This is a genomic window from Streptomyces venetus (assembly GCF_039540295.1).
Classification (GTDB): Bacteria; Actinomycetota; Actinomycetes; order Streptomycetales; family Streptomycetaceae; genus Streptomyces; species Streptomyces venetus.
This window is the reverse complement of sequence record NZ_BAABET010000001.1, coordinates 45,872-70,929: the sequence shown is the minus strand read 5'-3', so window position 1 is coordinate 70,929 and position 25,058 is coordinate 45,872. Positions and strand designations below refer to the sequence as shown.

Genomic DNA, 25,058 nt, shown 5'->3' with positions numbered 1-25,058 from the left:
CCATACGGAGGTGGTCCCACAGGTGTTCAGATGTCTCGGAAATTGATGCGAGATTCGTGAGGGCCTTGTGGCCTCAACAGCCCCTCTGCCACCGGGAGTTGTTGATCACCCACCGTGGGTGCAGGGGCGGGTCCGGTTTCACCGGCCGTGGTCGAGATACGCGAGAACCGCCAGCACGCGACGGTTGTCGTCGTCCGAGACCTCCAGTCCCAGTTTGGCGAAGATGTTCGCGGTGTGCTTGGCGATCGCCCGTTCCGTCACCACCAGCCGTCCGGCGATCGCCGCGTTGGTCCGCCCCTGCGCCATCAGCTCCAGCACCTCCAGCTCCCGGGGCGTCAGCCGTGCCAGTGGCCGGTCGTCGCCCGACCGGCGGGCCAGCAGCTGCTGGATGACCTGCGGATCCATCGCCGTGCCACCGGCGGCGACCCGCCGTACGGCGTCCACGAACTGCTCGGCGTCGAACACCCGGTCCTTCAGCAGGTATCCGATCCCGCCGCTGCCGTCGGCGAGCAGTTCGCGCGCGTACAACTGCTCCACGTGCTGGGAGAGCACCAGCACCGGCAGCCCGGGCCGCTTCCTGCGGGCGTCGAGCGCGCACTGCAGCCCCTCGTCGGTGTGCGTGGGCGGCAGCCGGACGTCGACCACGGCGACGTCCGGCTCCAGCTCGGCCAGCGCGGCGGCCAGTTCCGGACCGGACTCGACGGCCGCCGCGATCTCGAAGCCGTGCGCCTGGAGCAGCCGGACGAGTCCGTCGCGCAGCAGGAACAGGTCTTCGGCCAGGACTACGCGCAAGGGATCTCCATGGTGACCATGGTGGGACCGCCCGCGGGGCTGCTGACGGCCAGGACGCCGTCGAATGTACCCAGTCGCCGCTCCACCCCGGCCAGTCCCGAACCGGCCTCGATCACCGCGCCGCCCTTGCCGTTGTCGGTGACGGTCGCCCGCAGCATGCCGTCCGCCCGGTGCAGGTCGACCCAGATCCGGTCGGCACCGGAGTGCTTCACGGCGTTGGTCAGCACCTCGCTGACGGCGAAGTACGCGGCCGACTCCACGGGCGCCTCCGCCCGCCCGGGCAGGTCCACGCTCACCTCGGTGGCCACCGGCAGCCGCAGTGCCAGCGCCCGTACGGCGTCGCCCAGCCCGCGCTCGGCGAGGACGGGCGGATGGATGCCGCGCACCAGCTCGCGCAGCTCGGACAGGGCCTCGACCGAGGAGGCGCGGGCCTGCGCGATCAGCTTCCTCGCCTGGTCCGGGTCCTTGTCGAGGAGCGCCTCGATGGTGCCGAGGTCCATGCCGACGGCGACCAGCCGGGCCTGGGCCCCGTCGTGCAGGTCCCGTTCGATGCGCCGCAGTTCGGCGGCGGAGGTGTCGACCGCGTCCCGCCGGGTCTCGGTCAGGATCCGTACCCGCTCGGCCAGTTCCCCCTGGTTCGAGCCGAGCACGGCACGGGTGAGCCGGAAGTGGACGCCGAGCAGGCGCGGAGTGAGGAAGTACGCGCAGCCCAGCAGGGCGAGGCCCAGGGCCGCCGCGCCGAGCGCGGACACCTGCCCGGTGACCGGCACGAACCCGTACCAGTACCCGTCGGGGAAGACCCGCCACAGCCCGGCCGCGATCGCGAAGCCCTCCAGCGGATAGACCAGCAGCACCGCCGGCAGCAGCGCGGTGACGAACCCGGCCGTCATGTCCACCGGCAGCCACAACAGGTCCCGCCAGGTCGCCGGGTCGGACAGCATCCCGAAGGTGCGCGCCCAGGGGTTGGCGCCCTCCGGCAGCGGCCGGTACGCCGGAGGGATCCGCACCCCGCCCCACTCCGCGGCGAGCACCCGCCGCCAGTCGGCGAACACCCGCACCCCCGCCAGCACGTACGGCGTCGTGACGAGCCCGACCCCGATCGGGATCAGCGCGATGGAGACGAGGGACAGGCAGAAGCACAGCACCGCCCCCGGCAGCGAGATCAGGGCCAGCGCCAGCCCCCGCACCGCGGCGAGCCCGACGGCCCGCCCCTTCGTCCGCACGTCGCCGTTCTTCGTGTCCATGGTCATGGCGTCAGTCTCGCGGAGCGGGACCGCGGGGTCACTGGCCGGAACACCCGGTCACGGGGTGGTGTTACGTACACCCCCGACATCCGTGCCGGGGGCGTCTGCGGCCGCGAGCACCTTCGCTTCCACCTCCGGGTCCAGCCCTTTCCGCGTCCGGTCCGCTCGCTGGGGCGCGACACCGCCTATGCCCCCCAGCCAGTTCCACGTGTCGGCCACGGTCTCCTCGACCGGCCGGCAGCGCAGGCCCGCCGCCAGCGCCCGGGAGACGTCGGCGCTGTGCAGGGCGTCGTGCAGGTCGCTGCCCGGCGGCACCCACACCGGCAGCTGGACCCAGGGTTCGATGCCCGCGTCGAGGATCACCTCGGGCTCGGTCCACCGAAGTTCGGCCGCGCCGCCGGTGACCCGCACGCACGCGTCGAGGAGTGTCCCCATCGTGGCGTGCCCCTGTGGACTCATCAGGTTGTACGGCCCGCTCAGCCCCTGCTCCACCGCGCCGAGGATCCACTCGGCCAAGTCCCGGACGTCGACGTACTGAAGGGGGAGGTCCCGGGGGCCCGGCGCCAGGACCGGGCCACCGCGAGCCGTTCGGGTCAGCCACCACGGGAGGCGGCCGACGTTCTCGTACGGCCCGAGGATCAGCCCGGACCGTACGAGCACCGACGACTCCTCGCCGAAGGCGTCGAGGACGGCCAGCTCTCCGCCCCGTTTGTCCTGCGCGTACGCGGTCTGCTCCGCGTCGGCCGAGGCGCCCTCGACCACGGGCGCGTCCTCGGCGTACCCGGCGGGCGGGGCCCATGCGTAGACCGAGCAGCTCGACACGTACAGGTACCGGCCGGCGCGGCCCCGCAGCAGCCGCGCCGTGTCCCGCACCGCGCGGGGCGCCGCCGACCAGGTGTCGACGACGACGTCCCACTCGCCCTCGTCCGCCGCGAGGGCGGCGAGACCGCCGGGCGCGGTGCGGTCGCCGTGCAGCGACCGCGCGCCCGGGGGCGCCTCGTGCCGTCCCCGGTGGAAGACGGTCACGTCCCAGCCCCGCCCCAGGGCCGTCTCCACGACGGCCCGGCCCACGAACTCCGTACCACCCAGCATCAGAAGTCTCATGCCGGTGACTCTGCCCGGTGCGGCGGTCCGGCGGAACCGAATCTGCGGTCAGCAGAGGCGGCCCGGCCGGCCCGGGGGTCAGCGTCCCGTCGGCGGCACGTACTTGTAGCCGACCCGGCGTACCGTCCGGATCGTGTCGCGGTGTTCCGCGCCCAGCTTGCGGCGCAGGCGGGCGACGTGGACGTCGACCGTGCGGCCGTCGCCCACGTGCCCGTAGCCCCACACCGTGCCGACCAGCTGGTCACGGGTGTGCACCCGGCCCGGGTTCGCCACCAGGTGGGCCAGCAGCTCGAACTCCAGGTACGTGAGGTCGAGCGGACGCCCCGCCACCTGTGCGGTGCGCTGCACGGTGTCGACGCTGATCAGCGCGTCGCCGCCCGGCTCGGTGCCGGACGCGGCGCCGACGGACTCCGGCCGGTCCGGCACCGCCACCGGGAACGGCGGCTGCTGGTCGGCCGGGACGAGCACCAGGTAGCCGATCATCGGCGGCTGCCCCGGCAGCGTGGGCAGGGTGTGCTGCGGCGCCGGCAGCCATGTGGCGCCCGGCGGCAGCAGGTCCGCGACGGTGACCACCTCGTCCCGGTCGACGGCACGCAGCCGGTGCCGGGGACCGTTCGTGGAGGGGGCGTCGAGCGTGGCGGTGGACAGGGAACGAGTGGTCGCCATGAGAGGTCAGCTCTTTCGCGCGAGAGGTTCGTCGGAGAGGTCGACGGCCGCGAGTTCGTGGTCGGGGTCGCCGAGGACGTACGCGGTTCGCGCTGGCCGAAGGCCGGGGTGTACGGCTTTAGAGGGCCCGCGCGTTCGTCGCGCGGCAACACACCCGGTCGAAGTCGTGGTGCTGACGGGACGGCCAGAAGGGCTCGAGGTCGTGACGACCCGTCGCGGTGTGCTTCTGGTAGCTGGCCATGGGCCCATTGAACCAGAGGGGACCCGGCACGGGCAGCCTTCTCTCACTGCTTGGACACCGGCCGTCCCACCGACGACGCGAGGGGGCGCCCACCGCGAACGGTGGGCGCCCCCTCGGGAGCCTCGACGGCGTCGATCAGACCTGGCCGGCCTTCTCCAGCGCCGAGCAGCAGGTGTCGACGAGCAGACGCGTCACCACGTACGGGTCGACGTTGGCGTTCGGACGGCGGTCCTCGATGTAGCCCTTGCCGTCCTTCTCGACCTGCCACGGGATACGGACCGAGGCACCGCGGTTGGAGACGCCGTAGGAGTACTCGTTCCACGGGGCGGTCTCGTGCAGACCGGTCAGGCGGTCGTCGATGCCGGCGCCGTAGTTCTTGACGTGGTCGAGGGGCTTGGAGCCCTCACCGAGCGACTCGGCCGCGGTGATGATCGCGTCGTAGGACTCGCGCATCGCCTTGGTGGAGAAGTTGGTGTGGGCGCCGGCGCCGTTCCAGTCGCCCTTGACCGGCTTCGGGTCGAGGGTGGCGGCGACGTCGAAGTCCTCGGCGGTGCGGTAGAGCAGCCAGCGGGCCACCCACAGGTGGTCGGAGACCTCCAGCGGGGAGACCGGGCCGACCTGGAACTCCCACTGGCCGGGCATGACCTCGGCGTTGATGCCGGAGATGGCGAGGCCCGCCTTCAGGCAGTTGTCGAGGTGCGCCTCGACGACGTCACGGCCGAAGATCTCGTCGGCGCCGACACCGCAGTAGTAGCCGCCCTGCGGGGCCGGGAAGCCGCCCTTGGGGAAGCCGAGCGGGTAGCCGTCCTGGAAGAAGGTGTACTCCTGCTCGATGCCGAAGATCGGCTCCTGAGCGGCGAACCTCTCGGCGACCTCGGCCAGCGCGGCACGGGTGTTGGTGGCGTGCGGGGTGAGGTCGATGTTCAGGACCTCGCACAGCACCAGGATGTCGTCGCCGCCGCGGATCGGGTCCGGGCAGGTGAAGACCGGCTTCAGCACACAGTCCGAGGAGTGGCCCTCGGCCTGGTTGGTGGAGGACCCGTCGAAGCCCCAGATCGGCAGCGCGTCCAGACCGGCGGGCTCACCCGCGATGATCTTGGTCTTGGAACGGAGCTTGGCCGTCGGCTCGGTGCCGTCGATCCAGATGTACTCAGCCTTGAAGGTCACGGGCCACATCCTCGGGTGTGTCTGGGCGCGTATCGCGGGTGCGCGGCGCTGCGGCACCGGTGCGCCGCGTCTGCTGCCCGGCAGCTTGTCAACAGGCGATTTCCCGGCCATTGCTCGAATGTGAACCCCGTGTTACCTGGCGGGACTGTGCCCCAGCTCACGCCGTGGGGGCGATCGGCAGTCCCTGATGCCGGTCACCGGCTCCCCTCCGTCAAGCCGGTGACCGGCGCCGGGCGTCCCGGACGACGCGCCGGTCCTGCTGCCCCTGGCCGGGAGCAGCAGGACCGGTGACACGTACGAGGGGCGGCCGAGGGGATGGGCCGCCGCCTCAGTGACTCAGTCGTCCGTACGGCCTCACCCCACCTTCTCGATCACGGCCCGGCGGATGAGGAACTTGCCGGCCTCACGGACCTGTTCGAAGGCCGCGTTGTTGAGCAGCACACAGCTGCCGGAGACCGAAGTGACCTCCACCGTCGTGGACTTGTTGTTGTCCAGGTTGGTGACCTTCAGCTTCGTGCCGGCCGGGAACTGGTTGCTGGACGCGGCAGGGGCACCGCCCTCGCCGGAGAGCGTGACGGTGGAGCCGTTGCACACCTGCTGGCCGGAGGCCGCAGCGCCACCACCGGCGTTTTCCGCCGGTGCGGACTCCGCGGGCTGCGAGGCCTGGGCACCCCCGGCCTCCTCCGCGCCGCCGGCCTGCTCACCGTCCTGCGCGGGCTGCGAGGGCTGCGCGGTCTGGGAGTCCTGAGCCGACTCCCCAACCGCGCACCCCGACGCCTCCTGCTTCCGCTTGATCTCCTCGATGACCGCCTCGCGGTTGGCGATCCGGGCTTCCGACTGGGCGTCGGGGTTGGCCTTCTGGTCCGCGATGAACTTCTCGTTGTTGCCGAGAGCGGTGGCGAGTCCCAGACAGGCCGTCGACTCCGCGGCCGACTTGGTGGCCGGCGGCGTGGCGTTCGACGTGCTCGCCATGACGAAGGCCCCGCCGCCCGCCACGGTCATCGCGCTCACCAGCAGCGCGATCTTCTTCTTGGGCCCGAGAGTTCTCCTGCGCGACATGCGCGCCTCCTGAAGAGGTAGGGGAGCGTACGTCGCTATGTACGAGATACCGAACGAAGTTACTCAGCGGTTCCGTGAGTCGCTGAAGTGACCTGCGTCACGGTGGGGTCGTCAGCGGGAAAGGGCGTCCCGTACGGCCTCGTCGGTGCGCCCGACCACCGCCGTGCCGTCGTCCGCGGTGATGATCGGCCGCTGGATCAGCTTGGGGTGCCCGGCCAGGGCCTTGACCCACTGGTCCCGCGCACTCGCGTCCCTGGCCCAGTCCTTGACACCGAGCTCCTTGGCTTCGGCCTCCTGGGTGCGCGTGATGTCCCAGGGCTCGAGGCCGAGGCGGTCCAGCACCTGCCGGATCTCGTCCTCGCTCGGTACGTCCTCCAGGTAACGGCGGACGGTGTAGTCGGCGCCCTCGGCGTCGAGCAACTGCACGGCACTGCGGCACTTCGAACAGGCCGGGTTGATCCAGATTTCCATGCGGCTCACAGTACGCCGCCTCGACTCTGTTCGATTTTCCGCCGACCCATCCGCCCCTCCCGGACCTGCTGTGACGCGGCGCCAATTTCCTTCCCCACCTGGGCATTTGCCGGGCTCTGCGGACTCCCTGATGTCAGTGCCCGGCGGTAAACTGTAAGCAGTGTTCGAGGGTGGCGCCGGGGACGCCGAAGTCTCCGTGGGCCACCCGACCGCGACAGGAGGATGCCTGTGCCCGCTGCCGCTCTGAAGCCGAAGCCGTTGCCCACCCAGTCCACCGCGAAGCGCCCTGTCCTGCTCGACCTGCCGTACGCGCCCGTGGCGAAGCGGCCGTTGCCGCCGGGCCGGCCGCGCGAGTGGTACGTCACGCACAACCGTCGACTCAAGGCGATGCGACTCGCCATCGCCCTGCTCGACTCCGGTGTCCACATGCCGAACCAGGCCCGCAACGAGACGATCCGTGACACGGCGGAGCTGATCGGCGTCCACCCCCCGTCCGACACCACCTGCCACATGGTGCGGGCGCTGATGCGATACGCGCGCTGACCCCGACCCGCTCCGGAGCGCCGGGTGCCCTGTCCGACGGGGCGCCCGGCGCCGCTGTCCCGTCCGGCGCTCGCGCCACGTCGCCGTGGTGCCGGGGCGGTGTCAGCCCGCCGCCAGCTCCTTCTCCAGTGGGGTGCGGAAGCGCGGGGTGACCTTGGCCGTGCCGAGCCAGCCGGTCAGCCGCTCCGCCTCCCTCTCGATCGCCGCGTGCGCATCCCGGCCCACGCCCTTCTCGTCGAGGACGCGCCAGACGATCTCCCCGCCGGGCCGCTGGGCCCAGCCGCCGACCACGCGTCCGTTCCACCACACCGTCGGCCCGACGTTCCCGCTGCGGTCGAACAGCCGGGGCCGCAGCTCGGGCGCGAGATACCAGTCGCGCTGCTGCCACCCCATCGCCGTCGGGTCGAGACCGGGGAGGAGGGCCGCCCAGGGCTCGTCGATGTCGCCCGGCGGGCCGTCGTCGCCCTCGGCCACGTATCCCGTCCCCTCGTCCAGCGACACCGGCTCCGCCCCGATCGCGGCCAGCGCCCCGCGGACCTCCGTCACCCGCCACCCCGTCCACCACTTCAGGTCGTCCTCGGTGGCCGGACCGCACGCGGCGAGCCACCGCCTCAGCAGTTCCGCCTGCGCCTGAGCGGCGTCCAGCTCGGGATGCTCGGGCGCCACGGCCCAGCGGAACTGGCTGGACGTCCAGGAGCCGAGGGGCCGGCCGCGTACGACCTTCCCCTCGACCCCCAGCACCCTCAGCAGCCGCGTCGAGACCGTGTGCACCCCCTCGTAGCGCTTCCCGGCCGCGTACACGAACTGCTCCCGCAGACGCGGCTCGTCCCGGGCCAGCTCGGCGGCGGTCGCCTGTCCGCGCCGGGCGAGCGCCGCCAGGGCCGACTCCTCGACCTCCTTCAGCCAGGCCGCGTCCGGCGCCCCGGCCGTCGCCATGTCCTTGAGCAGCGCGGCCCGCTCCCGGGCGGCGACCGCCAGACCCGTCGAGGCGTGCACCACGGCGGTCAGGGCCGTGGGGAACACGAACACGGTGTGCCGCATGCCGTGCATCCGCACCAGGGAACGGTCCTCGTACAGCGCGCGCCCGGTCTCCGCCACCGTCCGCGCGGGGTCGGCCAGCCGCGCGCCCACCGCCAGATACACCGTCGCCGGGTCCGTGCCGTGCAGGGCGACGAGCGAACCGGCGACCTCCTCGGGCGTCCGCGCCCGCGCCGGTCCGGCCAGCCGCTGCCGCAGCGCGAGCCGCGCCCGCCGCTCCGCCACCCCGATGAACCGCCGCGCCCCGCCCATACCGGCCTCCACTCGTCGCGTCCGTCCGACCCCACCGCATCATCGCGAACACCACTGACAACCGACCCTCGGCGGCCCGCGTCAGCGTACCGCTCCAGCAGCCCCGCCACGTACGCCTCCAGCCGCCCGGCCAGCACCTGAGGCGTCAGGTCGGTCCGGCCCAGCTCCCGCCACGGGCCCGCCAGTTTCGCCGCGTCGGGGACGTAGGCCAGCGTGTCGAGCAGCCGCCAGTACAGATGGTCCCGCCCGTCGGAGAGCGGGCGCCCGCCGTGCGCCTGGTAGCGCTCCCGGAAACCGAGGCCGTGCTCGGGCCCGTGCAGCAGCGCGAGCCCTGTCGAGCTGGGGGCACCTCCCACGCCCTTAAGGCAGTGGGGGAGGGCGACGTCCAGGTCGGCGGGCCCCCACGAGGTCTCCACCCAGTCGACGACACCACTGATCCGCAGACCGTCGCCCGCGCCCGTGAACAGCACGTTCCCGGGGTGGAAGTCCCGGTGCAGGAAGCAGCCCTCGTACGGCGGCGGATCCCGGCGGATCACGTCCACCGCCCGCTCCCACATCGCACCCTCCGGGGCGCGCACCCGCTCGGGAGAGGTCCACGCCTGGTAGTCCCGGGGCCGCACCCCGGGAACCACCCGGTGGATCCGGGCCAGCTGGGCCGCCAGCAGGTCCACCCGGCGATCCAGGTCCTCCTCGTCGACCCGGACCCGCCCCGGCAGCACGGACATCAGCAGGGACGGGTGGTCACAGTGGTCGGCGGTCGCGTCCACCCCGACCAGCCCGGGAGCCGGCACACCGTCCTCCCCGGCCAGCAGGGCCAACATCTCCGCCTCGCGCGCCAGCAGCCCGGGCGCGTGCCGCCGGAAGAAGGGCTTCACGAAGGTCCGCAGGGCGAGTGCCGTGCCGTCGTCCAGGGTGAGCCGCCGCATCTGGGCGCTCCAGCCACCCGTCAGGAACGCCGACCCGCCGACGGTACGCCCCTCCGGGAGCTGCTTGGCCACCCAGGCGCGGGTCGCCGTCCAGCCCCGCTCGCCGAGCCCGGTCAGCACCGCGCCGGCGAACTCCCGGGCGTCGTCGGGACGGTCGCGGAACCACAGCCCCAGCCGGTGCTCCGCCTCGGGCAGTTCCCAGTGGGTGAACTGCGCGCGCCGGGACAGTGCCTCCGAGACGGCCTCCGTCACGGCGGGCGGGATGACCTCGTCCGTGCCCGGCACCACGAGCACCGCCCGCCTCTCGTACGTCCGCAGGACGTCGAGCGCGGGCGACTCCCGCCAGCTGCCGGGCCGCCGGATGACCTCGCTGAACCGCCCGTCGCCCGCCCCGAACGGCACGTCCCAGGCCTGTGCCGCGTACACCGCCGGCGCGCACAGGCCCAGCGCCTCCACCCGCTCCCCGTAGTGCCGGACGAGGTCGGCCACCGTCTGGCCGCTCATGCTGAACCCGACCAGGACCAACGGCTCGTCCACGCGCGCGTGCGCGTCGATGACGGAGACGGCCTGGTCGAAGCGGCGGCGCAGACTCAGCTCGCTCAGCAGGCCGGTGCTCTCCCCGTGCCCGGAGAAGTCGAAGGCGAGGGTGCGGCAGCCGTGGGCGGCGAACTCCGACAGCAGCGGCATCAGGCGCTCCTTGCTGCCCTTGCCCGCGCCGTGCAGCAGGACGGCGGTCGCCCTGGCCGCCTCACCGGCGCGAGTGCCGCCGTAGAGCCCGCTGAGTCGTTCACCGTCGACGTCGTGCGTGAAAGGGATCAGCTCACTCATGGGGCCATTCATTCACGCGGGGCGGCCCCCTGAGGCCACGCGGGGCGGCCCCCTGAGGCCACGCGGGGCGGCCCCCTGAGGTGTGATCACAGTCCCGGAGCTCCCCAGACCGGGAACCAGCGGCTCAGGTCCTGCTCGATGCGCAGATCGTCGGCGAGCGCGGCCCGCACCTGAAGTTCCAGCGCGTTGTCGCGCCGCTCCGCCTCGCCCGGCAGGGGCGCGAAGGGGTAGAACGTGCCGCGCTTGTAGAGGTACACCAGCGCGAGCCGCCGGCCCGACCGGTCCCGGAACCCGGCCAGGGAGCACAGCAGTTGCGGGCCGAACCCGTTGACCTCCATCTGGCTGTTGACGGCGTGCAGGTCGTTCACCAGGGCCGCCAGCTGGTCGGGCGTGCGGTGCGAGAGCAGCCAGGAGTAGCCGTAGCCGTCCTGCCGGAGCTCCACCGGAGGGCCCTCGCGGTCGGTGTCCGCGTCCAGCAGCGCCTGCACCTCGCGGTGGCTCTGCTCGAAGGCCGCGCCCTCGACCGTGGCGAAACAGACCGCGCCCTGCCCGGTCGGGGTGAAGCCCGCCGCGGCCTCCAGCGTCACGGCCGCCGACGGCAGGGCGAAGAGCCGGTCGAGATCCGGCGCGACCGGCTTCGTCCTGCCGAGCAGGATGTCCAGCAGCCCCATTCGCTCACACCCCTCCGGGTGCCGCCGCCTCGCCCAGCTCGGCGGAGATCCGGCCCAGCTGGTCGAGCCGCTGCTCCAGGCTCGGGTGGGTCGAGAAGAGCCGCGCGACACCGGGCTCGCTGCCCAGCGCCGGAGTGAAGTAGAAGGCGTTGAAGGCCTGGGCGGTCCGCAGGTCCTTCGTCGGGATGCGGGCGATGTCCCCGGACACCTTGGTCAGCGCGGAGGCCAGCGCCGAGGGCCGACCGGTGAGCAGCGCCGCCGCCCGGTCCGCCGCCAGCTCCCGGTACCGGGACAGGGCCCGGATCAGCAGGAAACTGATCGCGTACACGGCCGCCGACACACCCATCACCACGGCGAAGATCGCCGCGGTGTTCTGGTCCCTGCGGCCCTCGCTGAACAGCTGTGAGTAGAAGGCGAACCGCACGATCAGCCCCGCGATCACACCCAGGAACGAGGCGACGGTGATCACGGCGACGTCCTTGTGCGCCACGTGCGACAGCTCGTGCGCGAGCACGCCCTCCAGCTCGGCGGGATCAAGCCGCCTGAGCAGCCCGGTCGTCACACAGACCACGGCGTGGTCCGGGTTCCGCCCGGTGGCGAACGCGTTCGGCATGTCCATAGCGGACACGGCGACCACGGGCTTCGGCATGTCGGCCATGGCACACAGCCGGTCGATCACGCTGTGCAACTCGGGATACTCGTCCCGCTCCACGACCCGCCCGCGCATCGCGAACAGCGCGACCCGGTCCGAGAACCAGTACTGCGCACCCAGCAGCCCCGCCGCGACCACCACGACCAGCACCCACGACTTCAGCACCACGATCAGCGCGGCGACGAACCCCACGTACAACAACCCGAGCAGGAACAGCGTGACCCCCATCCGGGTGGTCAACCGCCGGTCGCTCCGGAAGCGGCTCTGCATCTGCATCACCCCGCAGTCAGGCACTCGTCCCACTGCCAGTGTGCACCCGCCCCCGCCCATGAACGGGTCGCGCTCGCCCCCAGGACGAGCAAAGGAGTGCTAGGGGGTGTCCGGCTCCGAGTCCACCGCGTATCCGGGCACGGACGGCCACCGAACGGTCAGCACCACCGACTCCTCCTCGGCGAACCAGGAGTGATCGACTCCACGCCCCCACACGACGTAGTCCCCCTGCCGCTCCAGCAGCACACTGCGCCCGGGCAGCTCCACCCGGAAACGCCCGCTGATCAGCACCAGCAGCGCCGTACGCTCCTCACCCCGCACCCACCGCGCCCGCGCGTCACCGCGGGGATGGACCCCCCACTTGACCTCGACATCCTCACTGCGCCGCGGATCCCCGACGCCCTTGAAGTGCCCGAGGATCCACCCCCGGTCCAACGCGGCGTCCTCACCGGCGTTGCCCACGTACATACTGTCGCCCACGAGGCCGGACGCTAGCAGCCGCTCTGGAGCAGTCGCCGCGCCCTCTCCAACAGCTCACCGCCCTCCGCGTCGGCACTGACCGCCGCCGGATACCAGGCCGCCGCCGACCGCGCGGCCCGGGTACGCAGTTTCCCGTCGGGGTCGTCCAGCAGCCCGACCGCGGCCCGCAGCCGCACGATCCCACCCCGCGCGTCCAGCAGCCGGAACGCGGCGGCGCGCACGTGCCGGGGTGACTCCGGAGCGAGGCGCCGCGTCAGGTACGCGTCGGGCAACAGCGCCGCGGAGGGCAGCAGAGCCGCGGTGGCCTCCCGTACGACAGCGGGCGCGGGGTCGTCGAGCAGCGGTCGCAGCCGCTCCACGTCGGTCACCTCCAGCGTCCGCAACCCGGCCACCGCCCGGGCCCGGACCTGCGGCGCAGGGTGCGTGAGCAGCGGGTACAGCAGATCGGCGTCCGCGCGCTCCCCGCACTCCGCCAGTCCGATGGCCGCGCCGGGAGGCAGGGCCGGGTCGCTCGCGTCCGCGCACAGGTTCCGGTAGAGGGGGAGCGGCTCCGTGCCGGACTGCCGTACGACATACCGCGCACAGGCCCGTACCAGGGCCGACCGGTCGACCAGGAATTCACGTGCCCGCCCGGCCCGGCCCGCCCGCCGCAGGGCGGTGACACCGGCGGAACGGGCCCGCGGGTTGCGGGCGGCGAGCAGCGGTTCGAGCACGTCGTCGTGGTCGCCGTCCTCCCGCACGACGGCCAGGGCGGCCTCGGCACACAGGGTCTGGACGACGACGTCGTCGTCCCAGGCGGCGGTGCGGGCCAGTCGTCCGGGGGACAGGAGCCCCTCCTCGCAGGCGAGCCTGTACGCGAACCGCCGCACAGCGCGGTCGGGGTGGACGAACAGAGAAGCGAGACGACCGCGCGGCGATGCCTGGCGGAGCACCTCGCCGAGCAGCTCGACGCCGTACGCGCCCCGGTCGCGGCGGCCGATGCGCAGGATCAGGGACGCCAGGGAGACGGCGGTGTCCACATCGAGGCGAGCCGGCAGCAGTTCCCGTGCTCTGGCGCGCACCGGGGCGGCCCAGTCGGCAGAGCGAACGACGACCAAGGGCAGGAGGGCGGGATACCCGGCGGCCCGGGCGAGGGCCGCTTCGCGGGTCCGGCCGTCCGGGTGGCACAGGGCGAGCGCGAGCCGCGACTCGATCGCCGTCTCGGCGTGAGCGGGCTCGACGCGACCGGAGCCGGACCGTTGCCGGACGAGCCCGAAGAGACCGCGGCCCCATGCCCCCGCCGACCTCGGCACCTGGCCTCGGCCCTCGACCCAGGCTCGGTCCGGCAGTTCCCCGGGGCGGTACCACGCCCAGGCCCGCACACCGAGGTCCAAGGAGGTCCAGGCGCCGGGATCCGCCACGTCGAGAACCTGGTCGAGCGGCTCTCCGGCAGCCAGCCGCGCCGCAGCCGCTTCTCCGCTCAGTGTGTCCTCGTTCATCCCCGCCCCCGCTTGAGCTGCTGTTTCCCGGAATAGTAGGGGGAAACGCAAGCGGCCGGTCGCGCGATTATTCCGGCCTCAGTACGGCGCCCGGAAGTCGAGGTACCCGAGCAGCAGGATCACCGCCGCGATGCTGCCGAGGACGATGGCCGTGGAGATCCACGGCGACCAGGAGCGGCGGCCGGAGGACCTGTGGTCGGGGTCGGGGCGGAAGGGGACGGGGTCCGGTGGGTTGTGCTTCCAGCGGGCGGCGAGCATACGGGCCCGTGCCGAGGGCTCCTTGTGTTCGGCCCGGTCCGCCCATCTGAGGTCGAACTCGCGCTCCTGGCCGTCCTGTTCATGCTCGGGCATACCCGCTCCACCCCCGTGTGGTCCTCTCAGCAGAATAGAACATACGACCGCGCCCCCGCCGGGCGTAAGCCGGCGGGGGCGCGGTCGATCTGCCTGGGTCAGGCGCCGATCACACGTCGATCACACGTCGAAGTACAGCTCGAACTCGTGCGGGTGCGGACGCAGCTGGAGCGGGGCGATCTCGTTCGTGCGCTTGTAGTCGATCCACGTCTCGATCAGGTCCGGCGTGAAGACGTCGCCCTGGAGGAGGAACTCGTGGTCGGCCTCGAGGGAGTCGAGGACGGCCGGGAGCGAGGTCGGGACCTGCGGGACGCCCGCGTGCTCCTCGGGAGCCAGCTCGTAGAGGTCCTTGTCGATCGGCTCGGCCGGCTCGATCTTGTTCTTGATGCCGTCCAGGCCCGCGAGCAGCAGCGCCGAGAAGGCCAGGTACGGGTTGCCGGAGGAGTCGGGCGCGCGGAACTCGACGCGCTTGGCCTTCGGGTTGGAGCCCGTGATCGGGATACGCATGGCCGCGGAGCGGTTGCGCTGCGAGTAGACCAGGTTGACCGGCGCCTCGAAGCCCGGCACCAGGCGGTGGTACGAGTTCACCGTCGGGTTGGTGAAGGCCAGCAGCGACGGGGCGTGCTTGAGGATGCCGCCGATGTAGTAGCGGGCGGTGTCCGACAGGCCCGCGTAACCGGCCTCGTCGTAGAAGAGCGGCTGGCCGCCGGTCCACAGCGACTGGTGGACGTGCATGCCCGAGCCGTTGTCACCGAAGATCGGCTTCGGCATGAAGGTCGCGGTCTTGCCGTTCTGCCACGCCACGTTCTTCACGATGTACTTGAAGAGCTGGAGGTCGTCGGCCGCGGCGAGCAGCGTGTTGAACTTGTAGTTGATCTCGGCCTGGCCGGCGGTGCCCACCTCGTGGTGCTGGCGCTCGACCTTCAGGCCGGCCCGGTCCAGCTCCAGGGAGATCTGGGCGCGCAGGTCGGCGAAGTGGTCGACCGGCGGGACCGGGAAGTAGCCGCCCTTGTAGCGGACCTTGTAACCACGGTTGTCCTCGAGGGCACCGGTGTTCCAGGCGCCGGCCTCGGAGTCGATGTGGTAGAAGGACTCGTTCGCGGCGGTCGCGAAACGGACGGAGTCGAACACGTAGAACTCGGCCTCGGGACCGAAGTACGCGGTGTCCGCGATACCGGTCGACGCGAGGTAGGCCTCGGCCTTCTTCGCCACGTTCCGCGGGTCACGGGAGTACTGCTCGCCGGTGATCGGGTCGTGGATGAAGAAGTTGATGTTCAGCGTCTTGTCACGGCGGAACGGGTCGACCCGGGCGGTCGACAGGTCCGCGCGCAGCGCCATGTCGGACTCGTGAATGGCCTGGAAGCCGCGGATCGAGGAGCCGTCGAAGGCGAGCTCCTCGTCAGCGTCGAACGCCTCCGCAGGCACTGTGAAGTGCTGCATCACGCCCGGGAGGTCGCAGAAGCGGACGTCGATGAACTTGACGTCCTCGTCCGCGATGAACTTCTTGGCCTCGTCGGCGTTCTGGAACATCCAGCTCCTCCTACTCCCGACCGTCCCGCCGGGGTGGTAGTTCGATCGTGCGGCCAGTGCGGGTGGCACACGCTGACCTAGACCCTAGGGACGGGTGATTTCTCTGGCGTGACTCATTTGTTTCGCACAAGTTAACCGGCTCCCACCCACCGTAGCCCGGACACACCCCGACGTGCCCTGGTCATTTACGGGCGCAGTACCGTGGACGGGTGGACAACAGGCAAGCACTCGGATCGTGGCTTTCCGGGCCCCGCGCGGCCGCGGAAGAGGCCGGTGTCGACTTCGGATACCGGGGCGAGCAGCTCGGTCTGCCCGAGGAGGGGTCCGGCTCGATCGCCCGCCCCGGCCGGCGGCTCGGCGCCCTCGCCGTGGACTGGGGGCTGAGCCTCCTGATCGCATACGGCCTCATCACGCAGAGCTACAACGAGGCGGCCCAGATCTGGGCGCCGCTCATCATGTTCGCGCTGATGGTGCTCACGGTCGGTACGGTCGGCTTCACGCCGGGCAAGCGGCTCCTCGGCCTGCGGGTGGTCGCCCTGGACACGGGCCGTGTCAGCCCGTGGCGCGCGGTGTTGCGCACCATCCTGCTCTTCCTGGCGATCCCCGCCCTGATCTGGGACCGCGACGGTCGCGGCCTGCACGACCGGCTGGCCGGTACCGTCGAGGTCCGCATCTGACACGAAGCGCACCCTGGCACGAGTGAAGGGGCGCCCGGATCACTCCGGGCGCCCCTTCACTCATGTCGTGCGGGTCACTCATGCCGTGTGCGGGCGGTCAGCGACCGTTCGGCCCGCCCCTCGGCATCCGCATGCCCTTCGGCATGGGCCCCTTCGGCAGTGGCATGTTGCTCATCAGGTCGCCGAGGGCGCGCAGCCGGTCGTTGGTGGAGGTGACCTGCGGGCCGGTCAGTACGCGCGGCAGCTTCAGCATGGTCGTGCGCAGCTTCTTCAGCTCGACCTGGCCCTCGCCCGTGCCCACCAGCAGGTCGTGCACCGGGACGTCCGCGACGATGCGGTTCATCTTCTTCTTCTCGGCGGCGAGCAGGGACTTCACCCGGTTCGGGTTGCCCTCGGCGACCAGCACGATGCCGGCCTTGCCGACCGCGCGGTGCACCACGTCCTGGTTGCGGTTCATCGCCACCGCGGGGGTCGTCGTCCAGCCCCGGCCGATGTTGTCGAGCACCGCCGCGGCGGCGCCGGGCTGGCCCTCCATCTGCCCGAAGGCGGCCCGCTCGGCCCGGCGCCCGAACACGATCGCCGTCGCGAGGAAGGCGAGCAGGAGGCCCAGGATGCCGAGATAGATGGGGTGACCGATCAAGAAACCGATCGCGAGGAAGACACCGAAGGTGACGATGCCGATAGCCGCGAGTACAAGACCGATCTTCTTGTCGACCTTGCGGGTCATCTTGTAGGTCAGGGCGATCTGCTTCAGTCGCCCGGGATTCGCAGCGTCCGCTGCAGGTTCCTTCCTCGCCATGGCACGAAGTCTACGTGGCCCCACAAACGCCGACGACGGCAGTGTCCGCGGGGGCCGGCGCGGAAGGGGCGCCGGAGGTCGGTCCGGAGTCAGTGACGAACGGAAACGGACACGGACTGCTCGAGGACGCGCTGCGCCTCGACCCGGTCCTTGGCGCGGCGGCGGTCCTCCAGCACGGAGGTCCACGCGTTGCGGCGGGCGGTGCGCTGACCGCTGCTCATCAGCAGCGACTCGACCGCACGCAGGGCGGTGGTGAACGACGGGATCGCGGTGGCGCGAACGGGCGCGGCCTGCATGGGTGAGGTCCCCCCTCGGAAGCGGGTGTACGTGCTGTGAGTCCAGCGTCACTGATTGGTGTTACCAGGGCGTGACCGACCGGTCAAACACCCATGAAGCCCTGGCGGGGAGCGGTGGAACGCGGACGCGGTCCTGACATGTGCCCTCATCTGCGAGGACGGTCAGGACCGCGTCATATCGGTCGCTACCGACGAGTAGCCTCTAGTGCGCGAATTCACACGCTTGTCCCGCCCGGTGTGGGGCAAGGGGGTGACGGTTCGTCAGACGGCCTGGGCCGCGACGCGCGCGTCCCGCTGCTCCATGGCCATCTTGTAGAGCCGCCCGGCGCGGTACGAGGAGCGCACCAGCGGGCCGGACATCACGCCGGAGAAACCGATCTGCTCGGCCTCCTGCTGCAACTCCACGAACTCGTGCGGCTTCACCCAGCGCTCCACGGGGTGGTGGCGCACGGAGGGCCGCAGGTACTGCGTGATGGTGACCAGCTCACAGCCCGCGTCGTGCAGCTGCTTGAGCGCGTCGCTGACCTCCTCGCGGGTCTCGCCCATGCCGAGGATCAGGTTCGACTTGGTGACGAGGCCGTAGTCGCGGGCCTCGGTGATGACCTTCAGGGAGCGCTCGTAGCGGAAGCCGGGGCGGATCCGCTTGAAGATCCGCGGGACCGTCTCGACATTGTGCGCGAAGACCTCGGGGCGGGAGGAGAAGACCTCCGCCAGCTGCTCCGGGACGGCGTTGAAGTCGGGGGCCAGCAGCTCGACCTTCGTCCGGCCCGCCTCGCGGTCCGCGGTCTGCTGGTGGATCTGGCGCACGGTCTCGGCGTACAGCCAGGCGCCGCCGTCCTCCAGGTCGTCGCGGGCGACGCCGGTGATGGTGGCGTAGTTCAGGTCCATGGTGACCACGGACTCGCCGACCCGGCGGGGCTCGTCACGGTCGAGCGCCTCGGGCTTGCCGGTGTCGATCTGGCAGAAGTCGCAGCGCCGGGTGCACTGGTCGCCGCCGATGAGGAAGGTCGCCTCGCGGTCTTCCCAGCACTCGTAGATGTTCGGGCAGCCGGCTTCCTGGCAGACCGTGTGCAGGCCCTCGCTCTTCACGAGGTTCTGCATCTTCGTGTACTCGGGACCCATTTTCGCCCGGGTCTTGATCCACTCGGGCTTGCGCTCGATGGGGGTCTGGCTGTTGCGGACCTCCAGGCGCAGCATCTTGCGTCCGTCGGGTGCGACTGCGGACACGACCGGCTCCCTAGCGTTTGATTCTTCGGCGCCCTCAAGGGTACGCCCGTCGATTTGAATGCCTGTGTGGGTGCTAGCCCCTCCACGGGCGCGTTTATGCCGCCGGTGTCCTCTCGATCTCCCGCGGCTTCAGCTCGGCGTTCTCCAGGACCTCCCGCAGATGGCGCTCCACCACCGGCAGGACCTCCTCGATCGTCACGTCCCTGCCGAGCTCGTAGGCCAGCGACGCCACGCCCGCGTCACGGATGCCGCAGGGGATGATCCGGTCGAACCACTTCATGTCGGGGTTCACGTTGAACGAGAAGCCGTGCATCGTGACGCCCTTGGCCACCCGGATGCCGATCTGCGCGATCTTGCGGTCCTCCCGGCGCTGGCCCGCGTTGGAGGGCGCGTACTCCGGGCCGTTCATACGAGGGTCGAACTCCTCGTCGTCCAGACGGGGGTCGAGGTCCAGCGACAGTCCCGCCCGTCGCCCGCCACCACCCTCAGCCGAAGCGCTGCGCGCTGCCCCTCCATATGGCGCGGGGCGCTGTTCGACCGGGTCGCCGAGGATCCACACCCCGCTGCGCCCCTCGACCCGGGTGGTCTCCAGGCCGAACTCCGCGCACGTGCGGATCAGGGCCTCTTCGAGCCGGCGCACGTGGGCCACGACGTCCACCGGGCGCGGGAGCTTCTGGATGGGGTAGCCCACCAGCTGGCCGGGGCCGTGCCAGGTGATCTTGCCGCCGCGGTCCACGTCGATGACCGGCGTGCCGTCGAGGGGCCGCTCGTTGTCCGCCGTGCGCCGTCCCGCCGTGTAGACCGGCGGGTGCTCCAGCAGGAGCACGGTGTCGGGGGTCTCGTCCGCGAAGCGCGCCGCGTGCACCCGGCGCTGCTCGTCCCACGCCTCCTGGTACTCGACGGCCTCGTCGCCGAACCCCATGCGGACGAACCGCAACTCACTCACGGCAAGCGCCTCCCTCGAACGGGTGTGTAAGGCACGTGGAGCGCCCAAGCCACTGTACGTCCGGCTCGCACGCGTCAGTCCCGGGGTCAATCCTCACACGATCGGATGAATGTGCGGGAAAATGTGTGATGGGGTGCTTACTCTCCGCTACATTCGCGCCGTTCAGCAAGGCATAAGGCCAGCTCACAGGCAATCCGCGCACATCGCGAAACATCACGAAGGCCGGAAGGCAGGAGACCGCACCGCAGATGACGGAACGACCCGCGCAGCGCACCCCCAACCGACAGCTCGCCGCGCTCATCGCAGAAGCGGGGTTCTCCAACGCGGGTCTCGCCCGTCGCGTGGACCAGCTCGGTCTCGAACACGGCCTCGACCTCAGATACGACAAGACCTCCGTCACACGGTGGCTGCGCGGTCAGCAGCCCCGGGGCACCACTCCCGCGCTGATCGCGGAGGTCTTCACCCGGCGCCTCGGCCGCCGCCTCACCGCCCAGGACCTCGGCCTGGACGCCTGCGCCCCCGTCTACGCGGGGCTGGAGTTCGCCGCCACCCCCGAGGAGGCCGTCGACATCGTCAGCGGGCTGTGGCGCAAGGACTCCGGCAGCCACGCCGAGCTGCGCAAGATCGCCTTCACGCCGGCCGGGCTCGTCGTGCCGAGCCGGGACTGGCTGATCGGCCGGGCCGACGACAAGGTGGCCCGGGGCGAGCCGCCCGCCACCCGTATCCCGGCGCAGGGCCGCACCGCCCTCCGGCCCCCGGCCGCGGCCGAGCAGGGTCTGCCGTCCCTGCCCCGCCAGCGCGCCCAGGCCGAACGTGGCCCCGGCCAGAAGGTGACCGCCGGCGACATCGCCGCCCTGCGCTCGGTCGGCGAGCTCTTCCGCACCCTCGACGACGCCTACGGCGGCGGCCACGCCCGCCAGGCCCTGGTGCGCTATCTGGAGCACGAGTGCGAGCCGATGCTGCGCGGCACCTACGGCGAGCAGACCGGCCGCCGCCTCTTCGCCGCCGCCGCCGACCTGACCCGGCTCGCGGGCTGGACGTCGTACGACATCGCTGCGCACGGACTCGCCCAGCGCTACTTCGTCCAGGCGCTCCGGCTCGCCCAGGCGGCCGGGGACCGGGCGTACGGGGCGTACGTGCTGGTCACCATGAGCCGGCAGGCCGTCTACCTCGGACACGGACGGGAGGCCGTGCAGCTCGCGCGCGTGGCGCAGCAAGGCGTGGGCACCTCCGCCCCGCCCGTCGTCCAGACGCTGCTGCACGCCAGCGAGGCGCGCGGGCACGGGGTGCTCGGCGAGGTGCGGGCCTGCACGGCCGCACTGGTCCGGGCCGAGCGCGCCCTGGAGACGGCCCGGCCCGGTGACGACGTACCGCACTGGGCGAAGTTCTTCGACGAGGCCCAGCTCGCCGACGAGTTCGGACACTGCCACCGGGACCTTCAGCAGTTCCGCGCCGCCGCCCAGCACGCGGAGCGCTCACTCCAGCTCCGCGCCCCCTCCTACGCCCGCAGCCGCCTCTTCTGCCGCGTGGTCCTGGCCACCGCCCGCCTGGGCCTGGGCGAACTCGACCAGGCCTGCCAACTCGCCGCGGAGGCGGCGGGCCAGGCGGCGGAGATGCGCTCGGTGCGGGCGGTGGAATACGTGAGGGACTTCGAGCGAAGGCTGGAGCCGTACAAGGACGCGGCCCCGGTGCGGACTTACCGGGACAAGGTGTCGGCCCTCCTTTAGGGGCGCGGGGCTGTGCCCGTGTGCGGCTGCGCCGCGTGGGCGCGACAAGCCACAGCGCACCCGCCCCCGAAAGACCGCCTACGCGGCCCGCGGCACGGTCGGCAGCGGGCACGGGCCGACCTCGGGGGCGCGGGGCCGTGCCCGTGTGCGGCTTCGCCGGGTGGCGCCATTGGCAGCGGCTGTGGGCCGACCCAGGGGCGCGGGGCTGTGCCCGTGTGCGGCTTCGCCGGGTGGGCGCGACAAGCCACAGCGCACCCGCACCCGAAAGACCGCCTATGCGGCCCGTGGCACCGTCGGCAGCGGGCACGGGCCGACCTCGGGGGCGCGGGGCCGTGCCCGTGTGCAGCTTCGCCGGGTGGCGCCATTGGCAGCGGCTGTGGGCCGACCCAGGGGCGCGGGGCTGTGCCCGTGTGCGGCTTCGCCGGGTGGGCGCGACAAGCCACAGCGCACCCGCACCCGAAAGACCGCCTACGCGGCCCGGGGCACGGTCGGCACGGGGTCGGCGACATGCATGGGCCGCCCGGCCCCGAGGTCGGCCAGGATCGCCGCCGACGCCCGATGCCCGGAGTGCAGAGCGCCCTGGACCGTACTGGTGTCCCGGTGATCCCCGCACACGTACAGGCCCGCGAGCAACCGCACCGGCCGCCGCAGATCATGCGGCGGCCGCATCGCCGGCACCGCCTCCGCCGTGTGACGCACGGCCAACGTCTCCCACCGGGCCGTCGACACCCCGTACAGCCGTGCCAGATGCATCCGCACAGCCGTGTCGACGCCACCCGGCGGCCGTCCGAGAACCGTCGAGGACACCAGCGCCCGCCCCGCCGGGGCGCGGGACGGGTCGACCCGGCTGACCACGGCCGTATGGGCGACCGGCCCACCGAGGTCCGCGTCGAGCAGCAGGGACGCCCCGGTCCCCGGAGGCTCGTCCGTCGTGTGATGCACCACCGTCACCGGGTGGAAGTCCGGCACCCGCAATCCGGGCAGCAGCTCGGCCGCGGCTCTGGCATCCGTGGCCACCAGCACCGCCCGGCAGCGGATCTCGCCGTGCTCGGCGGTCGTCACCGAGGTCGTGGAGACGGAGGTGACGCGCACGCCGGTGTGCACGGAGCCGGGCGGCAGCGTGCTCGCCAGCAGCTCCGGCAGGGCCTCCGCGCCGCCCTCGGGCACACACAGCCGCCCGCTCGCGAAGGAGCGCAGCGCCAGGTCCGCGCACCGGCTGGACGTCGTCAGGTCCGGGTCGCACAGCAGGGCGGCCAGCAGCGGACGCAGGAAGCCGTCGATCGTCCGGGCGGGCAGCCCGCGGGCCGCCAGGGCCTCGCCGGCGGGCAGCTCCGGGCGGGCCAGCAGCCGTTCGGCCGGGGTGCCCGCCAGCCGGGTCAGCGCGGCTCCCAGCCGGGCCTGGTCGACGGCCGTGCCCAGCGGGGCGCCGGACCGGCTCCGGGGCACCGACACCTGCCGGCCGGGCACGGCCGCCGGCCTCCTGGGCGGGCGGGGCGCCGACGGCGGACGAGGGGCGCTCGCCAGAGCACGCACCGCGTGCAATGCGCCCCGTGCGCCCCCTGCACCGGGCTGGAGGCCCGCCCGATGGTGGCGTCCGTCGCCGTGCAGCAGGACACCGGGCGCGAAGGGGCGCAGCACGAGCCCGCCGAGGCCGGGTGTCTGCCGTAGTTCCGGATACGCCGTGGACAGCAACTGGCCGACCCTGTCGAGCCGGAAGCCGTCGATCTTCTCCGTCGCCATGCGGCCGCCGATGCCGTGGGCGGCCTCCAGGACCATGGTGGTCACTCCTGCGCTGGTCAGCCGGTGCGCGGCCGAGAGTCCGGCGACCCCGGCCCCCACGACGACCACGTCCGCCTGGTACGCGGGCTCAAGCACGTGCCCCTCCTCGAGGTTGCGCGGGCGCTGGAGACGTCATGCCCTCAACAGGCCGCAGGGATACGCGAGTTCTGGTCGAGGGTAGGACCGTGATCGGTCAGGGGGAGTCGCGCATGGACAGGGCACGGTCGCACAACGGTCGCATATGGACGCCTGGTGGGCATGAAGTGGTCGCAGGGGGCTGGTGTGCGGCGCGAAGTGCTGTCTCAGAACGACCGGTCGCGGTGCGCGCGAACGCCCTCACAGGGCCGCCCGGATCGCCCCCTCGATCTCCGGGAAGGCGAACCGGAACCCCGACTCCAGCAGTCGTGCCGGCAGCACCCGGGCGCTGCCGAGCACATCGCCGGACATCTCGCCGAGCACGGACCGCAACACCGGCGCGGGCACGGCGAAGAGGGTGGGACGGTGCAGCACGCGCCCCATGGCCGCCGTGATCTCACGGTTCGTCAGGGGGTTCGGGGCGGTGACGTTGAACGGTCCCGACAGCCCGTCGGTGTCGATGAGATGCCGGATCGCCGCCACCTCGTCGTGCAGCGCGACGAACGACCAGTACTGCCGCCCGTCGCCCATGCGCCCGCCGAGTCCCGCCTGGAACAGCGGGAACAGCCGCCCCCACGCCCCGCCCCGGCGGGAGACGACCAGCCCGGTCCGGCAGAACACCGTGCGCACGCCGGCCTCCTGGGCCGGTGCCGTGGCGCCCTCCCACTCCACGCACAGGGACGGCAGGAAGCCCTCGCCCGCCGGTGCGCTCTCGTCGACGGCACGGTCCCCGGTCTCGCCGTAGTAGCCGATGGCGCTGCCGTTCACGAAGACCCGCGGCCGGTCCCGCTCGTCCAGCGAGGCGACCGCCCGGGCGAGCGCCGCGGTGCCGTTCACCCTGCTGTCGCGGATCCGCTGCTTGTAGGCGTCCGTCCAGCGGCGGTCGCCGACCCCGGCCCCCGCCAGGTTGACCACCGCGTGGCACCCGGCGAGCCCGGCCGCGTCCGCGCGCCCGCCCTCGGGGTCCCACCGGACCTCGTCCGCCGCCCGGGGCGTTCGGCGCACGAGGCGCACCACTTCGTGCCCGTCCGCGGTCAGGGACCGCACCAGGGCGCTGCCGATGAGACCGGAGGCGCCGGTCACCGCGATGCGTCGCATGACTCAATCTTGCCGGTCGCCCCCGGAAAACCCCCGTCGGCAGCCGCGGCCGCCGACGTAGATTGCCGCCATGCCCACTCCGCGCATACGCCAGGCACGACTCGACGACGAGGAGGCGCTGGGGCACCTCGACCGTGCCACCTGGTCGCCGCTGCACTCCGTCCAGCCCCGCCCCGAGCCGCCGTACGGCCCCTTCTTCGACGAGCAGCACCCGCCGCGGGAGGTTCTCGTCGCCGAGCTCGCCGGGGCCGTCGCCGGCTACCTCCGGCTGGGGTCCGCCACACCGCTCGCCTGCAACGCCCACGTACGGATGATCCGGGGGCTCGCCGTCGCGGAGGAGGCGCGCGGCCACGGCGTCGCGCGGGCCCTGCTGCGGGCGGCGGGGGAGGAGGCGCGGCGGCAGGGGGCGCGGCGCCTCACCCTGCGCGTGCTCGGGCACAACGCCCCGGCCCGGGGGCTGTACGAGTCCGAGGGGTTCGTGGTGGAAGGGGTCCTGCCGGAGGAGTTCCTGCTCGACGGCGCGTACGTCGACGACGTGTTCATGGGGCGCTCCCTCACGGCCCCCGACGCCCCCTGACGGCCCCTGACGGCCCCTGACGGCCGTCTCAGGC

At 72.3% G+C, this 25,058-nt stretch carries 25 protein-coding genes and 1 pseudogene; 4 read left to right on the top strand and 22 right to left on the bottom strand.

Annotation, left to right across the window (positions count from 1 at the left end; translation table 11 throughout):
* Nucleotides 1-138 precede the first annotated feature (138 nt).
* From ABEA82_RS00320 to ABEA82_RS00285, 8 genes are all read right to left on the bottom strand, one after another.
* On the bottom strand, nucleotides 139-792 hold the full coding sequence (locus tag ABEA82_RS00320) for a LuxR C-terminal-related transcriptional regulator (protein WP_345659263.1): 654 nt from the start codon (nucleotides 790-792) through the stop codon (nucleotides 139-141).
* Nucleotides 783-2,042, bottom strand: coding sequence for a sensor histidine kinase (locus ABEA82_RS00315; protein ID WP_345659262.1), 1,260 nt, complete (start codon nucleotides 2,040-2,042; stop codon nucleotides 783-785). Before ABEA82_RS00315 ends, ABEA82_RS00320 begins: the two co-directional genes overlap by 10 nt.
* 51 nt (nucleotides 2,043-2,093) lie before the next feature.
* Entirely contained in the window at nucleotides 2,094-3,140 is a 1,047-nt protein-coding gene (locus ABEA82_RS00310) for an NAD-dependent epimerase/dehydratase family protein (protein WP_345659261.1), read from the bottom strand.
* A gap of 78 nt (nucleotides 3,141-3,218) precedes the next feature.
* A complete protein-coding gene (locus tag ABEA82_RS00305; RefSeq protein ID WP_345659260.1) occupies nucleotides 3,219-3,806 on the bottom strand; it encodes a winged helix-turn-helix domain-containing protein in 588 nt (195 codons plus the stop codon).
* 118 nt (nucleotides 3,807-3,924) lie between these two features.
* Nucleotides 3,925-4,047 (bottom strand): hypothetical protein, encoded by a 123-nt coding sequence (locus tag ABEA82_RS00300; protein ID WP_345659259.1) that lies wholly within the window; start codon nucleotides 4,045-4,047, stop codon nucleotides 3,925-3,927.
* Nucleotides 4,048-4,182: 135 nt separating this feature from the next.
* The gene (gene glnII, locus ABEA82_RS00295) at nucleotides 4,183-5,214 is read right to left on the bottom strand and encodes a glutamine synthetase (RefSeq protein WP_345659258.1); all 1,032 of its coding nucleotides are present in this window, start codon (nucleotides 5,212-5,214) and stop codon (nucleotides 4,183-4,185) included.
* A 354-nt stretch (nucleotides 5,215-5,568) separates the two neighbouring features.
* Nucleotides 5,569-6,273, bottom strand: coding sequence for an RlpA-like double-psi beta-barrel domain-containing protein (locus ABEA82_RS00290; protein ID WP_345659257.1), 705 nt, complete (start codon nucleotides 6,271-6,273; stop codon nucleotides 5,569-5,571).
* A 111-nt stretch (nucleotides 6,274-6,384) separates the two neighbouring features.
* Nucleotides 6,385-6,744: an arsenate reductase family protein gene (locus ABEA82_RS00285; protein WP_345659256.1), complete on the bottom strand. Its 360-nt coding sequence runs from the start codon at nucleotides 6,742-6,744 to the stop codon at nucleotides 6,385-6,387.
* A 228-nt stretch (nucleotides 6,745-6,972) separates the two neighbouring features.
* Between ABEA82_RS00285 and ABEA82_RS00280 the strand changes: the two genes are divergently transcribed.
* Nucleotides 6,973-7,287 carry a hypothetical protein gene (locus tag ABEA82_RS00280; RefSeq protein ID WP_345659255.1) on the top strand — a complete coding sequence of 105 codons (315 nt, stop codon included), beginning with the start codon at nucleotides 6,973-6,975 and terminating at the stop codon, nucleotides 7,285-7,287.
* A 102-nt stretch (nucleotides 7,288-7,389) separates the two neighbouring features.
* On the opposite strand, the gene ABEA82_RS00275 is transcribed toward ABEA82_RS00280, so the two are convergent.
* The 8 genes and pseudogenes from ABEA82_RS00275 to glnA all read right to left on the bottom strand — a co-directional run bounded on the left by ABEA82_RS00275 (nucleotide 7,390) and on the right by glnA (nucleotide 15,763).
* Nucleotides 7,390-8,577: a winged helix DNA-binding domain-containing protein gene (locus tag ABEA82_RS00275; RefSeq protein WP_345659254.1), complete on the bottom strand. Its 1,188-nt coding sequence runs from the start codon at nucleotides 8,575-8,577 to the stop codon at nucleotides 7,390-7,392.
* 86 nt (nucleotides 8,578-8,663) lie between these two features.
* Nucleotides 8,664-10,343 (bottom strand): annotated as a pseudogene (locus tag ABEA82_RS00270) (alpha/beta fold hydrolase); the annotation flags it as partial.
* 74 nt (nucleotides 10,344-10,417) lie between these two features.
* Nucleotides 10,418-11,002, bottom strand: a complete 585-nt coding sequence (gene pspAB, locus ABEA82_RS00265; protein ID WP_345659253.1) for a PspA-associated protein PspAB — start codon at nucleotides 11,000-11,002, stop codon at nucleotides 10,418-10,420.
* Between the two features lie 4 nt (nucleotides 11,003-11,006).
* The gene (gene htpX, locus ABEA82_RS00260; protein ID WP_345659252.1) at nucleotides 11,007-11,924 is read right to left on the bottom strand and encodes a zinc metalloprotease HtpX; all 918 of its coding nucleotides are present in this window, start codon (nucleotides 11,922-11,924) and stop codon (nucleotides 11,007-11,009) included.
* Nucleotides 11,925-12,023: 99 nt separating this feature from the next.
* Complete coding sequence (locus ABEA82_RS00255; RefSeq protein WP_345659251.1) at nucleotides 12,024-12,404, bottom strand: cupin domain-containing protein; 381 nt, start codon at nucleotides 12,402-12,404, stop codon at nucleotides 12,024-12,026.
* Nucleotides 12,405-12,415: 11 nt separating this feature from the next.
* Nucleotides 12,416-13,882, bottom strand: coding sequence for a hypothetical protein (locus ABEA82_RS00250; RefSeq protein ID WP_345659250.1), 1,467 nt, complete (start codon nucleotides 13,880-13,882; stop codon nucleotides 12,416-12,418).
* Nucleotides 13,883-13,960: 78 nt separating this feature from the next.
* Entirely contained in the window at nucleotides 13,961-14,233 is a 273-nt protein-coding gene (locus ABEA82_RS00245) for an SCO2583/SCO2584 N-terminal domain-containing protein (RefSeq protein ID WP_345659249.1), read from the bottom strand.
* A 120-nt stretch (nucleotides 14,234-14,353) separates the two neighbouring features.
* A complete protein-coding gene (gene glnA, locus ABEA82_RS00240; protein WP_345659248.1) occupies nucleotides 14,354-15,763 on the bottom strand; it encodes a type I glutamate--ammonia ligase in 1,410 nt (469 codons plus the stop codon).
* A gap of 209 nt (nucleotides 15,764-15,972) precedes the next feature.
* On the opposite strand from glnA, the gene ABEA82_RS00235 reads away from it, so the two are divergent.
* Nucleotides 15,973-16,440 carry an RDD family protein gene (locus tag ABEA82_RS00235; RefSeq protein ID WP_345659247.1) on the top strand — a complete coding sequence of 156 codons (468 nt, stop codon included), beginning with the start codon at nucleotides 15,973-15,975 and terminating at the stop codon, nucleotides 16,438-16,440.
* Between the two features lie 97 nt (nucleotides 16,441-16,537).
* Here ABEA82_RS00235 and ABEA82_RS00230 read toward each other — a convergent pair whose 3' ends face one another.
* From ABEA82_RS00230 to lipB, 4 genes are all read right to left on the bottom strand, one after another.
* Nucleotides 16,538-17,239, bottom strand: a complete 702-nt coding sequence (locus ABEA82_RS00230) for a DUF4191 domain-containing protein (RefSeq protein WP_345659246.1) — start codon at nucleotides 17,237-17,239, stop codon at nucleotides 16,538-16,540.
* An 89-nt stretch (nucleotides 17,240-17,328) separates the two neighbouring features.
* A complete protein-coding gene (locus tag ABEA82_RS00225; protein ID WP_345659245.1) occupies nucleotides 17,329-17,535 on the bottom strand; it encodes an SCO2195 family GlnR-regulated protein in 207 nt (68 codons plus the stop codon).
* Between the two features lie 261 nt (nucleotides 17,536-17,796).
* A complete protein-coding gene (lipA, locus tag ABEA82_RS00220; protein WP_345659244.1) occupies nucleotides 17,797-18,762 on the bottom strand; it encodes a lipoyl synthase in 966 nt (321 codons plus the stop codon).
* 94 nt (nucleotides 18,763-18,856) lie between these two features.
* Nucleotides 18,857-19,708 carry a lipoyl(octanoyl) transferase LipB gene (lipB, locus tag ABEA82_RS00215; protein ID WP_345659243.1) on the bottom strand — a complete coding sequence of 284 codons (852 nt, stop codon included), beginning with the start codon at nucleotides 19,706-19,708 and terminating at the stop codon, nucleotides 18,857-18,859.
* Nucleotides 19,709-19,956: 248 nt separating this feature from the next.
* On the opposite strand from lipB, the gene ABEA82_RS00210 reads away from it, so the two are divergent.
* Complete coding sequence (locus ABEA82_RS00210; RefSeq protein ID WP_345659242.1) at nucleotides 19,957-21,435, top strand: NsdA family TPR-like regulatory protein; 1,479 nt, start codon at nucleotides 19,957-19,959, stop codon at nucleotides 21,433-21,435.
* A gap of 468 nt (nucleotides 21,436-21,903) precedes the next feature.
* Here the strand turns inward: ABEA82_RS00210 and ABEA82_RS00205 are convergent, their stop codons facing one another.
* Complete coding sequence (locus ABEA82_RS00205; protein WP_345659241.1) at nucleotides 21,904-23,310, bottom strand: NAD(P)/FAD-dependent oxidoreductase; 1,407 nt, start codon at nucleotides 23,308-23,310, stop codon at nucleotides 21,904-21,906.
* A 240-nt stretch (nucleotides 23,311-23,550) separates the two neighbouring features.
* Nucleotides 23,551-24,447, bottom strand: coding sequence for a TIGR01777 family oxidoreductase (locus ABEA82_RS00200; protein WP_345659240.1), 897 nt, complete (start codon nucleotides 24,445-24,447; stop codon nucleotides 23,551-23,553).
* A gap of 70 nt (nucleotides 24,448-24,517) precedes the next feature.
* Between ABEA82_RS00200 and ABEA82_RS00195 the strand changes: the two genes are divergently transcribed.
* Complete coding sequence (locus ABEA82_RS00195; RefSeq protein WP_345659239.1) at nucleotides 24,518-25,024, top strand: GNAT family N-acetyltransferase; 507 nt, start codon at nucleotides 24,518-24,520, stop codon at nucleotides 25,022-25,024.
* The last annotated feature ends 34 nt before the right edge of the window (nucleotides 25,025-25,058 follow it).